At 74.3% G+C, this 14705-nt stretch carries 16 protein-coding genes; 4 read left to right on the top strand and 12 right to left on the bottom strand.

The window, feature by feature from the left end; genetic code table 11:
• The first annotated feature begins 63 nt into the window (after positions 1-63).
• From AB6N24_RS03175 to uvsE, 3 genes are all read left to right on the top strand, one after another.
• Positions 64-414, top strand: a complete 351-nt coding sequence (locus AB6N24_RS03175; protein WP_412867981.1) for an ArsR/SmtB family transcription factor — start codon at positions 64-66, stop codon at positions 412-414.
• Complete coding sequence (locus AB6N24_RS03170; protein ID WP_412867980.1) at positions 411-899, top strand: SRPBCC family protein; 489 nt, start codon at positions 411-413, stop codon at positions 897-899. The genes AB6N24_RS03175 and AB6N24_RS03170 overlap by 4 nt, the downstream gene beginning before the upstream one ends.
• A gap of 164 nt (positions 900-1063) precedes the next feature.
• A complete protein-coding gene (gene uvsE, locus AB6N24_RS03165; protein ID WP_412867979.1) occupies positions 1064-2056 on the top strand; it encodes a UV DNA damage repair endonuclease UvsE in 993 nt (330 codons plus the stop codon).
• Between the two features lie 93 nt (positions 2057-2149).
• On the opposite strand, the gene AB6N24_RS03160 is transcribed toward uvsE, so the two are convergent.
• The 3 genes from AB6N24_RS03160 to AB6N24_RS03150 form a co-directional block, all read right to left on the bottom strand.
• Positions 2150-2554 carry a type II toxin-antitoxin system VapC family toxin gene (locus AB6N24_RS03160; RefSeq protein WP_412867978.1) on the bottom strand — a complete coding sequence of 135 codons (405 nt, stop codon included), beginning with the start codon at positions 2552-2554 and terminating at the stop codon, positions 2150-2152.
• Positions 2551-2883: a MazG nucleotide pyrophosphohydrolase domain-containing protein gene (locus AB6N24_RS03155; RefSeq protein WP_412867977.1), complete on the bottom strand. Its 333-nt coding sequence runs from the start codon at positions 2881-2883 to the stop codon at positions 2551-2553. The genes AB6N24_RS03160 and AB6N24_RS03155 overlap by 4 nt, the downstream gene beginning before the upstream one ends.
• Positions 2884-2959: 76 nt before the next feature.
• On the bottom strand, positions 2960-3262 hold the full coding sequence (locus AB6N24_RS03150) for a hypothetical protein (protein ID WP_412867976.1): 303 nt from the start codon (positions 3260-3262) through the stop codon (positions 2960-2962).
• Between the two features lie 390 nt (positions 3263-3652).
• On the opposite strand from AB6N24_RS03150, the gene AB6N24_RS03145 reads away from it, so the two are divergent.
• Positions 3653-4168 (top strand): TrmH family RNA methyltransferase, encoded by a 516-nt coding sequence (locus AB6N24_RS03145; protein ID WP_412867975.1) that lies wholly within the window; start codon positions 3653-3655, stop codon positions 4166-4168.
• A gap of 44 nt (positions 4169-4212) precedes the next feature.
• Here AB6N24_RS03145 and AB6N24_RS03140 read toward each other — a convergent pair whose 3' ends face one another.
• The 9 genes from AB6N24_RS03140 to AB6N24_RS03100 form a co-directional block, all read right to left on the bottom strand.
• On the bottom strand, positions 4213-4620 hold the full coding sequence (locus AB6N24_RS03140) for a biopolymer transporter Tol (RefSeq protein ID WP_412867974.1): 408 nt from the start codon (positions 4618-4620) through the stop codon (positions 4213-4215).
• 186 nt (positions 4621-4806) lie between these two features.
• Positions 4807-6852: a TPM domain-containing protein gene (locus tag AB6N24_RS03135; protein ID WP_412867973.1), complete on the bottom strand. Its 2046-nt coding sequence runs from the start codon at positions 6850-6852 to the stop codon at positions 4807-4809.
• A 191-nt stretch (positions 6853-7043) separates the two neighbouring features.
• The gene (locus tag AB6N24_RS03130; protein ID WP_412867972.1) at positions 7044-8615 is read right to left on the bottom strand and encodes a pectate lyase family protein; all 1572 of its coding nucleotides are present in this window, start codon (positions 8613-8615) and stop codon (positions 7044-7046) included.
• A gap of 366 nt (positions 8616-8981) precedes the next feature.
• On the bottom strand, positions 8982-10259 hold the full coding sequence (locus AB6N24_RS03125) for a type II toxin-antitoxin system HipA family toxin (RefSeq protein ID WP_412867971.1): 1278 nt from the start codon (positions 10257-10259) through the stop codon (positions 8982-8984).
• A complete protein-coding gene (locus AB6N24_RS03120; RefSeq protein WP_412867970.1) occupies positions 10256-10522 on the bottom strand; it encodes a helix-turn-helix domain-containing protein in 267 nt (88 codons plus the stop codon). Before AB6N24_RS03120 ends, AB6N24_RS03125 begins: the two co-directional genes overlap by 4 nt.
• A gap of 139 nt (positions 10523-10661) precedes the next feature.
• On the bottom strand, positions 10662-11066 hold the full coding sequence (locus tag AB6N24_RS03115; protein WP_412867969.1) for a universal stress protein: 405 nt from the start codon (positions 11064-11066) through the stop codon (positions 10662-10664).
• A complete protein-coding gene (locus AB6N24_RS03110; RefSeq protein WP_412867968.1) occupies positions 11063-12589 on the bottom strand; it encodes a tripartite tricarboxylate transporter permease in 1527 nt (508 codons plus the stop codon). Before AB6N24_RS03110 ends, AB6N24_RS03115 begins: the two co-directional genes overlap by 4 nt.
• 46 nt (positions 12590-12635) lie before the next feature.
• On the bottom strand, positions 12636-13208 hold the full coding sequence (locus tag AB6N24_RS03105; RefSeq protein ID WP_412867967.1) for a tripartite tricarboxylate transporter TctB family protein: 573 nt from the start codon (positions 13206-13208) through the stop codon (positions 12636-12638).
• Positions 13205-14194, bottom strand: a complete 990-nt coding sequence (locus tag AB6N24_RS03100; RefSeq protein WP_412867966.1) for a Bug family tripartite tricarboxylate transporter substrate binding protein — start codon at positions 14192-14194, stop codon at positions 13205-13207. The genes AB6N24_RS03105 and AB6N24_RS03100 overlap by 4 nt, the downstream gene beginning before the upstream one ends.
• Between the last annotated feature and the right edge of the window lie 511 nt (positions 14195-14705).

The following is a 14705-nucleotide window of genomic DNA, read 5'->3' as shown; positions in this document are numbered from 1 at the left end:
CAGGCGCGGCGGGCGTACATCGACTCTTGTGCACTGCCCGGTCCGCGGCTAACGTACAACTTTATGGTTGTAGATCGGCCGGACGACGACGACGCGGACCGCCTCTTCGGGGCCCTCGCCGACGCGACCCGCCGCGACATCGTGCGCCGCGTGATGGGCTCCGAGGCCTCGGTCTCGACGCTCGCCCGCAGCTACGCGATGAGCTTCGCGGCCGTCCAGAAGCACGTCGCCGTCCTCGAACGAGCCGGCCTCGTCAGCAAGGAGCGCCGCGGACGCGAGCAGATCGTGCGCGGCGACATCGGCACCATCCGGGCAGCCGTACGGCTGCTCGACGTCTACGAGGAGCTCTGGCGCGGCCGCATCGGGCGCATCGAGGACCTCCTCGCCCTCCCACCCGAAGGAGACGTCCGATGACGGTCGTCAGCACCACCAAGGACGAGCAGGCGCTCAGCCTCAGCATCGTCGCCGACCTCGCCGCACCGCCCGCCCGCGTCTGGCAGCTCTGGTCCGACCCGCGCCAGCTCGAGCGCTGGTGGGGTCCGCCGACGTGGCCGGCCACGTTCGTCGACCACGACCTCACCGTCGGCGGCCGCGCGACGTACTACATGACCGGCCCGGACGGGGAGAAGGCACAGGGCTGGTGGCGCTTCGACTCCGTCGACGAGCCGTGGTCGCTCGCCTTCGAGGACGGCTTCTCGGACGACGACGGGACCCCGAACGACTCGATGCCGACGCTGCGCGCCCAGGTCGTGCTCGAGGAGATCCCCGAGGGCACGCGCATGACCGTGACGTCGAGCTTCCAGTCGGCCGAGCACATGCAGCAGCTGGTCGAGATGGGCATGGTCGAGGGCCTCACCGAGGCCATGGGCCAGATCGACGTGATCCTCGCGGAGGGCTGAGCGCCGACCAGCGCGTCGTGCGTCACGGCGGGCCCGGCTCCCGAGCCAGGTCCGCCGTGACGTGCACTCCACGCACGTGTCGTCCCGCCGGGCGCAGCACGCGCGTGCGTGCACCGCTCGGCCCCCGGCGCGCGCACCCCGGACGCCGCACCGACGATGGACCGGTGACGTTCCCCTACCGGCTCGGCTTCCCGGTCAAGGTCCTCGGCGCGGGCGGCCTCGCGTCGGCGGACTCCCGGCGGTGGCAGAGCGGCCCGCACCTGTCCCGTTCGCTCGAGCTGCTCGACGCGGTGCTCGACCACCTGCGGGCCATCGACGTCACGGTGTTCCGGCTCTCGAGCCAGACGATCCCCTACGGCACCCACCCCGACCTGCCGCAGCTGCACTACCGGCGCCAGCTCGACGAGTGCCGTGACCGGCTCGACGCGCTCGGGGCTCGCGCGCGCGAGCAGGGCCTGCGCCTGTCCACGCACCCCGGCCAGTACACGGTCATCAACTCGGCGGACCCCGGGCTGACGGCGCGCTCGGTCGCGGACCTCGAGCAGGACACCGCGCTGCTCGACGCGCTCGGGCAGGGCCCCGAGGCCGCCGTCGTCGTGCACGTGGGCGGCCTCTACGGCGACCGCCCGTCCGCGCTCGACCGCTGGGCGCGCGCCTACGAGACCCTCTCGCCGAGCGCGCAGGCGCGGCTCGCGCTCGAGAACGACGACGGCCCGTTCGGCGTCGCCGACGTGCTCGAGCTGCACCGCCGGACCGGGGTCCGCATCGCCTACGACCACCACCACCACCGCGCGACGGCCGGCTCGGTCGACCTGCCGCCCGCCGACGCGCTGGCCGCGACCTACCGGACGTGGGCGTTGGGCGTGCGGCCCAAGGTGCACCTGTCGAGCCCACGCGTCGACCTCGAGCACGTCGACCGGAAGGTGCCGGGTACGCGGCGCACCGAGCACGTGCCGGTGGCGCCCAGGCTCACCCCGCACGCCGACTTCATCTCCCCCTTCGACCTCGTCGACCTGCTCCGGAGCGCACCGGGCCCGCTCGACGTGATGCTCGAGGCGAAGGCCAAGGACCTCGCGGTGCAGCACGCGCGCGACGCACTCGCACGCCTCTTCCCGGACCTGGCCGCCGCCGAGGAGCGGTCGGTGCACGCCGCCTGAGAGGCCGGACGGCGGTCGACAAGCGGCGCCGGGAAGCCCGAGCGGTGGTCGACGGGCGCCGCCTCCGAGGCCGACGAGCGCAGGGCGCCGTCGTCAGGCCCGCGCGCTCAGCTCGTCGAACGGCGCGACGCGGACGACGCCCTCGACCCGGCGCGCGAGCCCGCCGTCCGTCGTCACGAGCGCGTCCGCCTGGAGCCGGGTCAGCGCCACGTACTCGGCGTCGTACGTCGACGCCCAGCCGAGCTCCGTCGCGACGTCCCACGCGGTGCGCCGCAGCACCGCGTCGCCGAGCAACCGGATCCGGAGCCGCCCGACGAGCCGCAGCCGTTCGCGCGCGACGTCGGCCGCGAGCTCGCCGCGGTGCACCGCCTCGTGCAGCAGGGACAGGGTCTGGGAGCGCACGAGCGTCGGCGCGAGCAGCTCGTGCCCCTCCGCGACGGTGACCCCGTCCGCCGCGATCCGCAGCACCGCACCGGCGTCCACCACGAACCGCGTCATGACACCTCACCCTGCCGCGCCGCGAGGTGCGCGTCGAGCCCGTCCATGGTCGAGACGAAAGCCGCCTCGAGATCGACGCCGTACGCGTCGGCCAGCGTGAGGACCGACCAGAGGCAGTCGGCGAGCTCGTGCGCCAGCGCCTCGTCGAGGTCCGCGCGCGGGCGCACGCCGGCCTTGCCCTGCACGAGCTTCGCGAGGTCGCCGACGTCCCCGAGGAAGCCGAGCATCAGCTCCTCAGTCGTCCAGCTCCGCCCGTAGGCCGCCCGCTCGACGTCCGCGTAGCGGGCCCGCACCGTGCGGGCGCGCGCCTGCAGCTCCGTCAGATCCATGCGGATGCCTCCAGCGTCGGGTCGGGACCGTCGCACCGACCCTGGCACGGACCGCGAGCGCCTGGCGAGGCCGGGCTCAGCCCTGCTGCTCGACCAGCTCCGCGAGCTCGCTGATCTGCGCGACGACCGTGTCGCGCGACGAGGTCACGGGGAGCGCCGCGCGGGCGATCCACGGGAGCTGGCGGATCAGCCCCCCGAGCTCCGCGCGCTGCCACGGGGGGACGTCGTCGAGCGCGAGGCTGCCGAGGTTGTGGTCCGCGATCGTCCGCAGATGCCCCGCGAGCCCGGGGTCCTGCGCACGATCGGCGAGCGTCTCGACGACCCACGCGAACACCGACGAGGACACCGACCAGTTGCGCCCGTCGGGGAGGAAGATCACGCCGCCCATCAGTCACCCACACTTCCGCAGCAGCCCCCGTGGAGTCTCGGTTCCCGAGGCGACGACCGTAGCCCGACCGGGCCCCGCCACGCCCGGCGAACGGGCTCAGCCGATGGGTTCGTGGCGCAGGAGGTACGTCCCGTCCTCGGGGTGACCGGCCGGGCCGAGCGCTGGACAGAACCTGGCCGGGCCGGTCCCCGGACCGGGCTCCCTCGACCCGGACGGCTCGCCGTGGCATGCTGTCGCCGCTCCTCCCCCGGTGATGGCCCCGGCGCGCCGCGAAGCGCCGACCGCGATGACACGCAGCGCACGCCCGAGCACCACCCGCCCCGGAGGGTCCGCCCCTCACCACCGATGAGCGGCGCACGGGCACCCCAGGGTGCCCCGCCCGTGAGCCCCGTCCGGGTCCGCAGCCGCAAGGACCTGCGTCACGAGCGCCGCCGCCGGGCGCACGGCTGCTGGGACCACCTCGTCGTCGCGCCCCTGTGGCCGCTGCACGGCGTCAACCTCGGCACGCTCCTGCGCACGTGCGACGCCGTCGGCGCGTGCCTCGCGGTGCCCCGCCTGCCGTGGGTCCCCGAGGCGCTCGAGCGCGGCAACACGCTGCGTCGCCCGGCGTGCGTGCACTGGACCGGCAACCGCGTCCGGTGGCTCACCGAGCAGCGCGACGTCGGCTCGGCGGTCGTCGGCGTCGAGCTCGCCGACGAGGCGATCCGGCTCGGCGACCTGCCCGCGGCACGGCGCCGGACCGTCGTCGTGCTCGGCCACGAGCAGACCGGCATCCCGCCCGAGGCGCTCGGGCTCCTCGACCAGGTCGTCGAGATCCCGATGGTCGGCACGGGGGCGAGCCTGAACGTCGCCGTCGCGGGGTCGCTCGTGCTGTACCGGCTCGCGGGGCTGCTGTGACGGGAGGCGCCACCGTGCCACGGCGCGGAGCTCCGGGTCCGGGCTCAGGCGCGCTGGGTCGATCCGCTCGACGAGGGCGCGGACGCCTCCGCCTCCGGGTCGGACTCCACCTCCGGCTCCGGCTCCGGCGCCTCCGCGAGCGACGCGTACCAGTCCGCGTACGGGGTGGTCCGGGCCAGGTGCCGCGTCAGGTCCGGGGTGCCGTCGGACCACCACACCGGACCCCGCTCGCCGAGCGCCCGCTTCGCGGCGTCCACGCGCGCGCGGGCCTCCTCCCGCTGCTCGCGGTCCTCACGCCGCATCGCCGTCCGCTTGTCGCGCCGGGCCTGCATGAGCGCGCGGGTCAGCTCGTCCCGGCGCTCCGGGGTGAGCGTGGGGTCGGAGCGCCGCCAGAGCCGTCCACGGACCACGAGGTAGCGACCGTCGGGCGTCGTGAGCGGGGGTCCGGTCATGCGTCGAGGCTAGGTCGGTGTGCCCGGGTCGGCAGCGCGGGGTTGGGCGGAGGGGTCGGGACCGCCCGCGACCACGCCAGGTGCGGGGCAGGGAAGCTGGCGGCGCGGCGGCGCAGGGGCGCGGCCCGGCTGCCCGCGACCACGCGACGTGCGGGGCGGCGAGGTCCGTGGCGCGGCCGACGACGGTCAGAACCGCCCGCCGCCGCCGCGTCGCCCGCTGCTGCGCCCCGAGCTCGAGCTCCGACGCGACGACGAGCTCGACCTGCGCGAGCTCGAGGACGACGACCGGCGCGAGCTCGACGAGCTCCGGCGCGAGGACCCGCCGCTCCAGCCCCCACCGGAGGACGAGCCACCCGAGCCACCCCAGCCGCCGAGCCACCCGCCGCCGGAGGACGACGACGAGCTCCAGGACCCGCCCGTCGACCAGCTCGGGCCGGGGTCCGGCCGGGCGGCGGCGCGCGCGACCGCGGCCTCCGTGCCGGCCAGGGTCCGCGCCTCCGCGAGCAGCCGGGCCGCGTGCTGGGTGTGCGCGAGCGCCGCGACCGGGTCGGTGTCCGCGAGCGCCTCCGCCTCACCGGCGAGCCGCTGCGCCTCGGCGAGCCTGGTCCTCGGCGCCGCGCTGACGACGGCGGCGTCGAGGCGGATGACCTCCGCGACCGAGCCGATCTCCGCGCGCACGGATGCGAGCGCGGCGGCGAGCCGGGCACGAGCCCGCGCGCGGTTCTCCTCCTCGGCGCGCAGCGGCGCGAGCAGCCCGTCGAGGTGCTCCTCGGCGGTGGTCAGGGCGGCGAGCGTCGCGAGAGGGTCGGCGGACGCCCGCGGGTCAGCCGCCGCGGACCGGGCGGCGCGTGCGGCGTAGACCGCGGCGGTGACGGCGTCGTCGTCGGGTGCCAGCCGGGCGGCGGCGTCGACGTCCGCGGCGAGCGAGGCCGACGCGGCGTCGATGCGGGCGGGCGCCGCCGCGAGGTCGTCGCCGGCCCGGCCCACGGCGTCGAGCAGCGCCACGGCCTGCCCGAGGCAGCCCTCGGCGGTCCGCGCGAGCTCGACGGCCGAGCCCCGATCGGTGTCGAGGGCGGCGGTGCCCGCGGCGACGACGGTCCGCGTGCGGTCGAGCAGCGCGGCCGCACGGTCCACGTGACCGGCCACGGACGCGAGCGCGGCGGGCGCGTACGTGGCGCCGAGCGCGTCGAGCGCGGCGCGGGCCGCGGGCAGCCGCCCGGCCACCTCCTCGGTGCGCAGGCCGAGGTCGGTCAGCACCTGGGGCGCCCGCGCGTGCAGGTCCCGGAGCGCGCCGAACGCCTGCTTCTGGCCGTCGAGCGCGGCGTCGGCCTGGGCGCACAGGTCGAGGACCTGGGTGAGCAGCGCGCGGCGCTCGTCGCGCGACTCCCGCTCGTCGTCGTCGAGCCGCTGCCGGACGGCGAAGGCCGCCGCGAGGGTCGACCGGGCCTCGGCGAGGACGTCCTCGAAGACGCGCGTCGCCGCCGTGCCGAACTGGGCCTGCGCGAAGCCGAGCTCCTGCGTCGAGGACTGCACCGCCTCGTCGACCGCGACGAGCGCCGCGCCCGCACGCTGCTCGAGTTCGCGGAGCGGCACGGTCGCGGGCCCGGCCGTCGCGGCGCGCCGCCGCCGCACGAGCGCGCCACCCACCCCGACGGCGCCGAGGACGCCGAGGCCGACGAGCCACGGGGCCGCACCGGAGCCGCCGGAGCCCGACGCACCGCCCGGGCCACCGTCGCCGGCCACCGCCGCGTACCCCTCGGCTGCCGCGACCGCCGCACCGGCCCAGTCGTCGTCGCGCAGCGCGGGCTCGACGTACTCGGTCTCGACGACGCGCAGGTCGTCGTCGGTCAGGGCGATCGCCTCGTCCACGGACACCTGGTACCGCCGGTCGTCGACGGCGACCGCGAGCAGGATGTCGTCGCGCCCGAGGTCCGAGAGAGCTGCGGTCCGGTCCGCCCAGTCGGCGGCGTCGAGGCCGTCGAACGTCGCGACGTAGACGACGAACAGCTGGTACGGCGTCGCGTCGGCGAGCCCGTCGAGCGCGGCCGCGACGTCGTCGGCACCGGCCCCGAGGACGCCCGCCTGGTCCGTGACCTCGTCGCGCAGGTCCTGCGGCGGCTCGGCCGCGGCCCGCCCGGCGCCGGCGACCAGGGTCAGCAGCGCGAGCAGCGCGGGCAGGACGGCGGCGCCGGCGCGGCGCACGGTCGCGGCGGCCGAGGCGGGACGGGTCATGCGCCCAGGGTGCCAGAGGGGCCGACGCGATCGGCGTGACCCCGGGGGTGAGGTGACCGCCGTGACCAGCGCGACCCTGGAGGTGAGGCGGCCGACGTGACGAGGAGGCACGGCCGGCGAGGACGGCGCAGGACACGGCTGTGGGTGGCGCCCCGGGGGAAGGGCACCACCCACAGCCGATCGCTACGGGACTAGCCCGCGTACGTCTCGAGCTCCGCGATGCGCGGGGTTCCCGAGGCGGACGTGATCTCGAGCGTCACCTTCTTGAGCGACGTCGAGGAGAACGAGACGACCCCGGTGCCGCTGCCGGTCGCCAGGACCGCGCCCGAGTCGCCGTTCAGGATGCGCCACGAGCCGATCGTGCCGCCGCCGGAGGCGCTGACGATGTTGACCTTCGACACCGACTTCGCAGAGCCCCACTTGACCGAGATCTTCCCGGTCGAGCCGCTCGGGGACCAGTAGGTGCTCGTGCTGCCGTCGATCACGTTGCCGTAGCTGGTGCCGCTCGCCTTGCTCGACCCGTCCGCGCCCGCCCCGATGCTGAGGTTGGTGCCGGTCGGCGTGCCCGACGTCGGGGTCGGGGTCGGGTTGCTCGTGGCCGTCGGCGTCGGGTTGGACGTCGGCGTGGCCGTCGAGGTCGGGTTCGGCGTCGGGTTGGTCGGGGTGCACGAGCCGTCCGACACGCGCAGGCCCTTGTTGGCGCCGGCGGTCTGGCTCACGATCGCCGGGACGCAGCTCGCACCGTCGAGGCGGTAGGAGTACGGGACGCTGACCGTCGTCGTCGACGCCATGCCCGGGCCGGCCGGGTTCGTGTCCCCGCCCTTGCTCGACCACGTGACGTTGTCGAGGATGTTGCCGGCGGTCTGCCAGGTGCCGGCCTGGTCCGTGTAGAACGTGCCGAGCACGTCCTTCGAGTCCTCGAAGTAGTTGTTCTCGACCTTGGCCTTGGCGCCGGCGCGCGAGTTGATCCCCGACTCGTGCAGCTGCACGTAGTGGTTGTTGTAGATGTGCGCGACGCCGCCACGCAGCAGCGGGGTGCGCGAGTCGATGTTCGAGTACAGGTTGTGGTGGAACGTGATGTTGCCGCTGCCCGTGTCGGACTCGCTCGAGCCGATGAGCCCGCCGCGGCCCGAGTTCCGCAGGATCGCGTAGGAGAGCGTCACGTTCTCGACGTCGTTCTTGAGGTCGAAGAGGCCGTCGTAGCCGGCGGACTCGCCGCCCGACGCCTCGAGCGTCACGTGGTCGACCCAGACGTTGCGGACCGTGCTCTCCATGCCGATCGCGTCGCCGCCGTTCGACGTGGGCGAGCCCGACTTCTTGACGTTCTTGACCGTGACGTTCTGGATGATGATGTTGCTCGAGTCACGGATGTGGATGCCGAGCTGGTCGAACGTCGCGCCGCTGCCGACGCCGACGATCGAGACGTTGCTGATGCCCTTGAGCTCGATCACGCCCGCCGCGGTGCTGCAGCCGGCGCCGGAGACCTGCGACGTGTTGCCGTGGTTGATCGTGCCCTCGACCTCGATGACGATCGGGGTCGACTTGCTGGCGCGGGCGCAGAGCGCGGCGTGGATCGCGGTACCCGTCGTGGCCCGCACGGTCTGGCCGCCGGCACCGCCCGTGGTGCCGGCCGCGAAGCCGTTGGCGGTGCCCGAGACCGCGGCCTGCGCTCCCGACGTCGCCAGGGCGGTCAGGCCCATCGTCGCCGCCAGGGCGAGCGTGGCTCCTGCTGCCAGGGGACGTCGTGCTCGTGCTGCTCTCATCGTTGCCTCTCCTTCGTCTTTGAACTCGGGGCGTTGCTGTGGTGCTGTGCCGTGGTGCTCCCGGCGTGAACGCTGTCGGTCCGCGGGTGGCCCTCTCCGGCATGGACGCCGCTCCGTGGCGGGTCGGCGTGTGCTGTGGTCCCGCTGCTTGTGGGACTGTCAGGTCGGCGTGCGCTGTCGTCCCGCTGCATGTGGGACTGCCGGCCTCCCGGGCTGGCGCAGGCCGGACGGACCTTCCGCCCGCGGCCTCGGGAAGCGGTTTCCGCAGACTAGGAGAACGCTTTCCAGTCGCGCAAGATCTAAACGTTTCACAGCCGTCGGGAGAACCCGACCGAGTGGCATGGATGTGCGGGTCAGCCGGCCACCTCAGTCGTAGGCGCCGCCCCGACGCAGGGACCGGACGGCGTTCGTGCAGTACGCGGCGACGCGGGGCACCAGCCGGTTCGCCAGGTCGCCCGGGTGCGGCGCAGCCACCGTCGCCAGCGCGTCCGGGAGTCGTTCCGCCAGGTCGCGGACACGGTCGACCACCCGACCCGCGTCCAGCGCGTTACCTCGGGCGAACGCCGCCCAGTCGTGCCCGGTGACGTACCCGAACCGCTTCTCGCCGTTGACTGCCATCGCCGCCTTGTCCAGCTCGTGGTCCCGGCGCTCCGCCTCGTACGGCAGCGCCGAGGCGACGTCGTACATCGGCGCCAGCCGGACCTGCCGGCCCTGCAGCAGGACGGAGTAGTTCTTCGCGTGCGCGTCTGGCGCCCCGAGCAGGTAGTTGAGGACCAGCGCGTCGACGAAGCGGTACAGGTCCTCGTCCGGCGCCCGGTTGTCGCGCAGGAGCCGCAGGATCATCTGCGCGGTGGGTCCCCGGGAGGTCTCGTACTTCCGCGTCGGCGGGACGGACAGCGCCTGACACATGTCCTCCTGGTGCAGCCGCCGCACCGCCCCCTCAGGACCGCGAGCGCGGTCGTACCGGGTGACGACGACGGCCGGCTCCTCCGCGAACACCTGGAACTCGGTGCGGGCCGCGCGGACCCCAAGAGCAGCGCACGCCGCCAGGCACAGGTACTCGTTCAGAGCCTGCGCCCTGTACTCGGTGAGGCCGGGTTTGACGATGTGCGTCGATGGCGCAGCACCGAGCGCCTCGTTCCACCGGCCGTCGACGCCGCGCGCCAACGTGAACTTCGAGTTCGCGCCCGACAACGACCACCGCTCGCCCGAGACGACCCAGCTGCTCTGGTCACCTCGCAGCCGTCGGAGCCGAGCGGCGATGTCGGCCTCGGTCAGGGGAACGAGCTCGCCGTCGCGCGCCAGGGCTTCCGCCGGCTCCAGCTCGGTGAACTGGACGGCGCCCGCGCAGTCGAGGCCCATCCGCGCGAGCAGGGAGAATGCGTTCGTCGACTTCGCATCCAGGTCGCGCGCCCAGCGCTCACGGACGGCGTCGTTGTCCGGGAGGAGCCCGTTCATGAAGGCGTCGACCGTCCGCTTCCGGTAAGTGACGCCCCCCAGAGGCATGGACAACGACAGCGGTGTCGCAGCCGGGTCTGCCGTGTACTCGTCCCGGTAGCGGAAGGTGTGGTTGCCTCCGCCATCCTGCGTCACGTCGCCGGCATGGCTGCCGTGGAGGAGGACGTGCAGGACCCGGGTCGTCACAGACCTTGTCCTGCGACGTCGAGCAGATCGGTCTCGTCGCCGTCGCGCCCGGAGGGGGCCGGCGCAAGCTCGATGTCGAGGCCGAGGGCGTGAAGGACATCGAGCACCCGGCCGATCTCGCCAGCCGGGTGCCCCTGCTCGATGGCGATGAGCGTCCGGCGAGAGATACCCGCTCGCGAAGCGAGCGCCGCCTGCGTGAGCCCGTCCGCGTTCCGCCGCGCCCGGACAGCGGCACCCAACTGAGCGGCGGTGTGGATGCGCATCTTGTCATCGTACGGTGACATCAGTACATGTGCAAGTACGATTACTCTCGCCCACAAGCGCTCACAAGTAACTGTACGGTGACATTTTGCGAGGTGCGCGTTCGGTGACAACGGACCGACCTGGCGACACCCGTGCTGGTCACCGCCCCGGCGCGCCGTCCGCCTTCACCGCGAGCACCGCGCAGCGCGCGTCGAGCAGGATCTTCTGCGCGGTCGACCCCATGAGCAGCTTCCCCACGGGCGAGCGGTGCCGGATGCCGATGACGAGCACCGACGCGTCGACCTCCTCGGCGATGTCCAGCAGCGCATCGGTCACGTCCCGCACGACGGGCTGGCGCACCTCCGCCTCGATGCCGAGCGACTCGATCAGCGCGTGCACCCCCGCGACGTCCGACTCCCCCGCGAACCGGTCGTCGACGGTCGACGTCCCGGTCGTCGCGTTGACGACGAGCAGCGGCTCGCCGTGCACCCGCGCCTCGTGCGCGCCGCGTTCGAGCGCCGCACGCCCCCGGGCGTCGGCCGTCCAGCCCACGACGACGGTCATGACCTCACCTCTTCCTCGAGTGCCTCGACCTCGTCCTCCAGCCGCTCGGGAGCCTGCCGGCCGGGGATCAGCCGCAGGACGAGCGGTCCGAGCAGCAGCGCCGCGATCACCACGTAGACGAGGATCGCGACGGGTTCGCTCCACAGCGCCGAGACGTCCCCGCCCGAGAGCTGCAGCGCCTGCGCGAGCTGCTCCTCGAGCCGCGGCCCGAGGATCACGCCGACGATGAGCGGGAGCACGGGCAGCCCGAAGCGCCGCATCGCGAACCCGAGCGCCCCGAACAGGCCGAGCAGCGCGACGTCGAACCACTGGAAGTTCACGCTGTACGCGCCGAGCACCGCGAAGAACAGGATGCCCGCGTACAGGTACGGCCGCGGCAGGCGCAGGAGCCGGGCCCACAGCGGCGCCATCGGCAGGTTGATGACGAGCAGCAGCGTGTTCGCGACGAACAGGCTGGCGAGCAGCGTCCAGACGAGCTCGGGCTCCGCCTCGAAGAGCTGCGGGCCGGGCTGCAGGCCGTAGCTCTGCATCGCGGCGAGGATCACCGCCGCGGTCGCCGTCGTCGGCAGGCCGATCGCGAGGAGCGGGACGAGCGTGCCCGCGGCCGACGCGTTGTTCGCCGCCTCGGGCCCGGCGACGCCCTCGATCGCGCCCTTGCCGAACTCGGCGCGGTGCTTGCCCGCGAGCCGCCGCTCGGTGATGTACGAGAGGAACGTCGGCATCTCCGCGCCGCCCGCGGGCAGCGCGCCGAACGGGAACCCGTACGCCGTCCCGCGCAGCCACGGCTTCCACGACCGGCGCCAGTCCTCGCGGTCCATCCACGGGCGCCCGACGGGGATCACCTCGAGCGGCCGGCGGCGCAGGTGCGCGGCGACCCACAGGGCCTCCCCGACGGCGAAGATCGCGACGGCGACGACCACGATGTCGATGCCGTCCGCGAGCAGCGGGTTGTCGAACGTCAGCCGCGCCTGGCCCGTCGTCGTGCCGACGAGCCCGATGCACAGGCCGAGCGCGAGCGCGATGAAGCCCCGCAGCTTCGAGCTGCCCAGCACCGACGTGACCGCCACGAGCGCGAGCAGCATCATCGCGAAGTACGACGGCGCCCCGAGGACGACGACCCACTCCGCGACGGTCGGGGCGATCGCGACGAGCAGCATCGTGCTGATCGTGCCCGCGACGAACGACCCGATCGCCGCGGTCGCGAGCGCCTGCGCCGCGCGTCCCGTCTTGGCCATCTTGTTGCCCTCGAGCGCGGTGATGACCGACGACGACTCCCCGGGCGTGTTGAGCAGGATCGACGTCGTCGAGCCGCCGTACATGCCGCCGTAGTAGATGCCGGCGAACATGATGAGAGCCGCGCTCGGCGACACGTTGTACGTCACGGGCAGCAGCAGCGCGACGGTCATCGCCGGGCCGATGCCGGGCAGCACCCCGACCGCGGTGCCGAGCAGCACGCCGACGACGGCGTAGAGGAGGTTCTCGGGCTGGAGGGCCATCTCCAGGCCGGTGAGCAGCGCGTCCATCAGCGGGCTCCGTCCGTCACCGGGCTCCGCCGGCCGCGGGCGCGCGTCACAGGACGCCGTCCAGCACGCCCGCCGGGATCGGGATGCCGAGCCCGACGTAGAACCCGTACCAGGACGCGACCGACAGCACCGCGCCGATCAGGAGGTTGCGCACCCAGTGCCGGTTGCCGAGCACGGTCGCGGCGCCCGCGAACAGCAGCGCGCCGACGATCGCCCAGCCGAGCCAGTCGATCAGCGCGACGGTGGCCACGAACACCCCGGCGAGCCCGGAGAGGGTCCGCCAGTCGGTGCTCTGGTCGAGGTCGACGTCCTCGCCGGACTCGGCCTCGGGCCGGTCGCCGCGCGCGGTCGCCACGGCCAGGATCACCGCGAGCACGACGAGCGACATGCCGATGACCCACCCGAACGCACCGGGCGGCACGGCCTGGTCGGCGAACCCGGGGCGCATGCCCGCGGAGTCGATCACGGTCCACACGCCGACCACCGCGAGCGCCGCCGCGAGCCCGTACTGCGCGCGGTCGGGCCCGAGGTCGGCGTGGGCGTCCGGTCCGGCGTGGGCGTCCGCGTGCTGCGTCGCCCGGACCTCACCCCCCGGCATCGCGCCGCCGTCGCCGCTCACAGCAGCCCCAGCTCGTCGAGCGTGCTCGAGACGCGGTCGTCCTGCTCGACCAGGAACTCCTCGAAGTCGTCGCCCGTCCGGAACGCGTCGACCCAGCCGTTGGTCTCGAGCGCCTCCTGCCACGCGTCGCTGCCGTGCATCTCCTCGAGCAGCGCGACGTGCTGGTCGCGGACCGCGTCGGAGATGCCCGGGGGCGCGAGCACCCCGCGCCAGTTGGTGAACACGAGGTCGATGCCGGACTCGACGAGCGTCGGCGCGTCGACCGCGTCGAGCCGCTCCTCGCCCGAGACGGCGAGCACCCGCAGCGACCCGTCGGCGAGCTGCCCCTCGAACTCCCCGAGACCCGACGTGCCGACGTCGATCTTGGCCCCGAGGAGGGCCGTGGTGAGGGGTCCGCCGCCGTCGTACACGATGTAGTTGACCTCCGTCGGGTCGACGCCGACCGCCTGCGCGAGCTGCATCGGGAACAGGTGGTCCGGCCCGCCGGGGCTCGACCCGCCGCCGACCCGGATGCTCGCCGGGTCCGCGCGCCACGCCTCGACGAGGTCGTCGACGGTCTCGAACGGCGAGTCGGCCGGCACGAGCAGGCCCTCCTGCTCCTCGATGAGCTGCGCGATCGGCGTCGCCCCGCTCACGCGCGCGTCCGACCCGTTGGTGTACGTCGCCCCGACGACGCCGAGCCCCATCGTCATGAGCAGGTCCTCGGCGCCGCGCTCGTTCACGAGCCGCTGCATCGCGACCGTCCCGCTGGCCCCGATGACGTTGCTGACCTCGAACCGGCCGGTCAGGTCCTCGGACTCCATGACCCGGGTCGCCGCGCGCCCGGTCTGGTCGTACCCGCCGCCCGGGGAGTTGGGGATCATCATCCGCAGCCGGCGGTTCTCGCCCCCCTCGTCACCGCGCGTGACGCCGCACCCGGCGAGGGCGAGGAGCGCCACGAGGGCCGCAGCGAGCACCACGTACCGACGTCCACGGGGGACCCCCATGCAGAACACCTCCTCGTGCCTGCTCCGATCCTGGCCCTGTCGGGGCGGATCGGCACCTCAGCAGCGCGAGGACGGCACGCTCGCGGCGTCCGGTGGCGGCCCGGGAGCACCGGGAGGCACCCCGCGGCGCAGCGCGTCGGCACGGTGCAGCAGGACGGCGACCGCTCCGGGCACGAGCCTGGTCCCGACCACGAGCACCCCCGGGGACGACGGGTCGAACGTCGCCGGCCCGGACCGGCCGGCTGCGGCAGGACCGCCGGCGCGTCGCGGCCCGGCACCTCTGCGAGGTGCCGGGCCGTGATCCGAGCCGTCCCGGGGTGCCCGGTGGTCGGTGTCAGTCCACCGTCGGGGCGCCGGGCCGCAGCCGGCGCCGCACCGTCAGCACGCCGGCGCCCGTGCCCAGCAGGCCGAGACCGACCAGCAGCGCGAGCCCGACGTCGGCGCCGGTGTCCGACAGCCGGCCGGGCAGCCCGCCGGAGCCGGCCGCCGTCCGCACGACCGGGGTGCCGGC

Source organism: Cellulomonas jepli, from assembly GCF_047229345.1.
Taxonomy (GTDB): domain Bacteria; phylum Actinomycetota; class Actinomycetes; order Actinomycetales; family Cellulomonadaceae; genus Cellulomonas_A.
The sequence above is the reverse complement of the archived record's forward strand: the minus strand, read 5'-3'. Positions and strand labels throughout refer to the sequence as shown.

Bases quoted from the DNA above. Each gene is read 5' to 3' on its own strand.
- AB6N24_RS03160 (WP_412867978.1), bottom strand. From the start codon at position 2,554: ATGACGCGGTTCGTGGTGGACGCCGGTGCGGTGCTGCGGATCGCGGCG.
- AB6N24_RS03175 (WP_412867981.1), top strand. From the start codon at position 64: ATGGTTGTAGATCGGCCGGACGACGACGACGCGGACCGCCTCTTCGGG.
- AB6N24_RS03110 (WP_412867968.1), bottom strand. From the start codon at position 12,589: ATGGACGCGCTGCTCACCGGCCTGGAGATGGCCCTCCAGCCCGAGAAC.
- AB6N24_RS03135 (WP_412867973.1), bottom strand. From the start codon at position 6,852: ATGACCCGTCCCGCCTCGGCCGCCGCGACCGTGCGCCGCGCCGGCGCC.
- AB6N24_RS03130 (WP_412867972.1), bottom strand. From the start codon at position 8,615: ATGAGAGCAGCACGAGCACGACGTCCCCTGGCAGCAGGAGCCACGCTC.
- AB6N24_RS03120 (WP_412867970.1), bottom strand. From the start codon at position 10,522: ATGCGCATCCACACCGCCGCTCAGTTGGGTGCCGCTGTCCGGGCGCGG.
- AB6N24_RS03170 (WP_412867980.1), top strand. From the start codon at position 411: ATGACGGTCGTCAGCACCACCAAGGACGAGCAGGCGCTCAGCCTCAGC.
- AB6N24_RS03155 (WP_412867977.1), bottom strand. From the start codon at position 2,883: ATGGATCTGACGGAGCTGCAGGCGCGCGCCCGCACGGTGCGGGCCCGC.
- AB6N24_RS03100 (WP_412867966.1), bottom strand. From the start codon at position 14,194: ATGGGGGTCCCCCGTGGACGTCGGTACGTGGTGCTCGCTGCGGCCCTC.
- AB6N24_RS03115 (WP_412867969.1), bottom strand. From the start codon at position 11,066: ATGACCGTCGTCGTGGGCTGGACGGCCGACGCCCGGGGGCGTGCGGCG.
- AB6N24_RS03140 (WP_412867974.1), bottom strand. From the start codon at position 4,620: ATGACCGGACCCCCGCTCACGACGCCCGACGGTCGCTACCTCGTGGTC.